Source organism: Bradyrhizobium sp., from assembly GCF_016462955.1.
Taxonomy (GTDB): Bacteria; Pseudomonadota; Alphaproteobacteria; order Rhizobiales; family Xanthobacteraceae; genus Bradyrhizobium.
In genome coordinates this window covers 1-3,362 of the sequence record NZ_JAEMSD010000636.1, presented here as the reverse complement: position 1 = coordinate 3,362, position 3,362 = coordinate 1, and the positions used below count along the sequence as shown (strand labels likewise).

The window sequence follows — 3,362 nt, the reverse complement described above, 5'->3', positions numbered from 1 at the left end:
GAGCTTCGAGCGCATCCACCGCTCCAACCTGGTCGGCATGGGCGTGCTGCCGCTGACCTTCGAGGAAGGCACCTCGTGGCAGTCGCTGGGCCTGAAGGGTGACGAGAAGGTCACGCTGCGGGGCCTCGTCGGCGACCTCAAGCCGCGCCAGAAGCTGACCGCGGAGATCGTCTCCGGCGACGGTTCGCTGCAGCGCGTTTCGCTGCTCTGCCGCATCGATACGCTGGACGAGCTCGACTACTACCGCAACGGAGGCATTCTGCACTACGTGCTGCGCAAGCTCGCGGCCTGAGCGCGGATTTGTGAACCATGGCTCACTGCGAAGTGAGTAGAAGCCCTGACGAAGGCGGCCTATCAAAGGCCGCCTTCGCGCGTTTGCGGTACGCTTCAGCTGGGCTCGCCGGCGGAAAACCTTCCCCTGGACGGTTGCCCGGATGAATGAATGTACCGCGCCCCGTAAGACTACGGTGACCATCAGGCGATAAGATTCCCCCTTTCACGAGCAATGGTGTGCGGCGTTCGACATGACGACAATGACGGCTTCTCATCCGATTTCACGTTGGACCGGCGCGCTCTGGTCGGGAGCTCTCGGCATCTGTGCGATCATCGCCGTCATTCGCCCCGCGGACGCTGAGCCCCGCGCCGTCGTCGAATTGTTTACATCGCAGGGCTGCTCGTCCTGCCCGCCGGCCGACCAGATCATCGGCGATCTCTCGAAAGACCCGTCGATCATCGCGCTGAGCATGCCGATCGACTATTGGGACTATCTCGGCTGGAAGGACACGCTGGCCGATTCGCGCTTCTCTGCACGTCAGCGTGCCTATTCACGCATGCGCGGCGACCGCGAAGTCTACACCCCGCAGGTCGTGGTCAACGGCTCGACGCATGTCATCGGCAGCGATCGCGCCGGCATTGAGAAGGCGATCGGCAAGGCCGACAAGGGCGCCGGCGTGATGAGCGTGCCGGTGACGATGTCGCTCTCGGGCAAGCAGATCAACGTTTCGGTTGCCGCAAGCAAGGAGCCCGCGGTCTCGCGCGGTGAGGTCTGGATCTGCTCGATCGCCAAGTCGGTGCCGATCGCGATCACCCGCGGCGAAAATCGCGGACAGCAGGTCACCTATCACAATGTGGTGCGCAACCTGCTCAAGGTCGGCGACTGGACCGGCCGTCCGGAAAGCTGGACGGTGCCGATCGAGAACCTCACGCGCGATGGCGTCGACGGCGCGGTGGTCTATGTCCAGGACGGCAGCCGCGAGAAGCCGGGCCCGATGTTAGGCGCGGCGTACACATCGCTGCATTGATTTTCCAGCGTCGCACGCTGCTCTCGACCCTCATGGTGAGGAGTGCGCCCTTGCGCGTCTCGAACCATGGGAGGCCCTGCTGATACAGCTTGGGCCTTTCATCCTTCGTGACGCCGCGCCAGCGTGCGGGCCTCCGGATGAGGGGAAGCAGTCTTCGCGCTTCGGAGAATAAGCACGCCCAGGAACGACGGCGCCGGCAACATCCCGACAAACAAAAAAGGACCAACTTGCGCTGGTCCCTCCTTGCCGTGCGTACAGACCCGATCCTGTTCGACCCCGGGGGGCTGGGGGCTGAGGAATCCGGAACCGAAAGGACCGGGTCAACGCACACAAGTCTTTTTGCAACGTAGGGCGGCAGGCGGTTGGCGGAAAAGCGGCGATACTATGATTCCTGCTAACGATCCCGTGACGGTTCGTCGCGACAGAGTTCCACCCTGGCGTGTGCGCTGACCGAGCGCCGATTCGGCAGGTTGAGCCCCTTGCGGCGCGGAACGGTTGGCGCGATCATGCCATTGTCATGATCGCGGTTCCGGGGACGGTTTTCGCGGACGCGGTCACTGCCGTGCGATGAGGAGGCGCTTCCCATGAGCCTGATGTCGGAGGATGCCGACCCGAGCGAGCAGCGCGCGGCGGCGCGCCCCGCCCCGGCGAACGCGCAGCCGAACCGGGTGACGTTCAACCGGCTCGAGCTGCATCGGATTCTCAATCTCTACGGCCGCATGGTCGCCGACGGCGAGTGGCGCGACTATGCCATCGACTTCCTGAAGGACCGCGCCGTGTTCTCGGTCTATCGCCGCGCCTCGGAAGTGCCGATCTACCGCATCGAGAAGGACCCGCGCCTTGCGCGCAAGCAGGGCATGTACAGCGTGATCTCGGCAACGGGCCTGATCCTGCGCCGCGGCCATGAACTGGACCGGGTGCTGCTGGTGATCGATCGGAAGCTGGCGGTGGTGTGACGACCTTCGGTCGTCATTCCGGGGCGCGCTCAGCGCGAACTTTGGTGCGCAAATGCGCACCTGAGAATCCATTCATCCACCTTATGTGCCGCTCAATGGATTCCGGGTTCGATGCTGCGCATCTCCCGGAATGACGGACGGACTACTTCCCCGGCACCGTGGACGCTCCCTCGCCGAGGTCGCGCTGCATCATCACCGTGTCGAGCCAGCGGCCGAATTTCAGCCCGACATTGGGATGCGTGCCGATCATCTTGAAGCCGCTCCTGGTGTGGACGCCGACCGACCCGGCATTGGCGGAATCGCCGATCACCGCGATCATCTGGCGGAAGCCGCGCGCCTCGCATTCGGTGATCAGCCGTTCCAGCAGCAACGAGCCGACGCCGCGGCGGTGGAAGGCGGGGTCGAGATAGATCGAGTTCTCCACCGTGAAGCGGTAGGCCGGCCGCGGCCGGTAGGCGCCGGCATAGGCATAGCCGGCAATGCTGCCGTCGAGCATGGCGACGAAATAGGGATAGCCGCCGTCGACCAGCGCGCGGTAGCGACGCGTCATCTCGGCAAGATCGGGCGGCTCCAGCTCGAACGTCGCGGTGCCCTCGCGGACGGCCTGCTGGTAGATGGCGGTGATGGCGGGAAGGTCGGCCTCGGTGGTGGGCCTGATTTCGGGTGCGGACATGGGGGGAAGATAGCAGCGGTATTGCAACGAGCAACGCTGTTTCCGCATGCGTCATGGCCGGGGCTTTTCCCGGCCATCCACGCCTTTACCCGCGGCACGAAGAACGTGGATGCCCGGGACAAGCCCGGGCATGACTGAGAGTGTTACGCAAACAAAAACCCCGGCCTCTCGGCCGGGGTTCGTGTCCGTTCTCTCGTCGTTGCGCTTACTCGCGCTGGCCGAGCAGCTGCAGAAGCAGCGTGAACAGGTTGATGAAGTTCAGGTACAGTGACAGCGCGCCGGTAATGGCCGCACGCTCTGCGACGTCACCGCCGGCCGAGGCGTAGCCGTAGATGTAGTCGTTCTTCAGCCGCTGCGTATCCCAGGCGGTGAGGCCAGAGAACACCAGCACGCCGACCACCGACACGATGAACTGCAGCATCGAGCTGGCCA

The 3,362-nt window shown here is 64.3% G+C and carries 4 protein-coding genes and 1 pseudogene; 3 read left to right on the top strand and 2 right to left on the bottom strand.

The annotated features are described in order from the left end of the window. The 3 genes and pseudogenes from JHD07_RS35960 to JHD07_RS35950 form a co-directional block, all read left to right on the top strand. Positions 1-292 (top strand): annotated as a pseudogene (locus JHD07_RS35960) (aconitate hydratase); the annotation flags it as partial. 232 nt (positions 293-524) lie between these two features. Continuing rightward, positions 525-1,301, top strand: a complete 777-nt coding sequence (locus JHD07_RS35955; RefSeq protein ID WP_291630815.1) for a thioredoxin family protein — start codon at positions 525-527, stop codon at positions 1,299-1,301. 584 nt (positions 1,302-1,885) lie between these two features. Next, entirely contained in the window at positions 1,886-2,257 is a 372-nt protein-coding gene (locus tag JHD07_RS35950; RefSeq protein ID WP_291630813.1) for a DUF2794 domain-containing protein, read from the top strand. A 142-nt stretch (positions 2,258-2,399) separates the two neighbouring features. Here JHD07_RS35950 and JHD07_RS35945 read toward each other — a convergent pair whose 3' ends face one another. Both JHD07_RS35945 and JHD07_RS35940 read right to left on the bottom strand, forming a co-directional pair. Next, a complete protein-coding gene (locus tag JHD07_RS35945; RefSeq protein ID WP_291630811.1) occupies positions 2,400-2,930 on the bottom strand; it encodes a GNAT family N-acetyltransferase in 531 nt (176 codons plus the stop codon). A gap of 205 nt (positions 2,931-3,135) precedes the next feature. Further along, positions 3,136-3,362: Bax inhibitor-1 family protein (locus tag JHD07_RS35940; RefSeq protein WP_291630810.1), on the bottom strand; the 227-nt coding region annotated here is incomplete at its 5' end.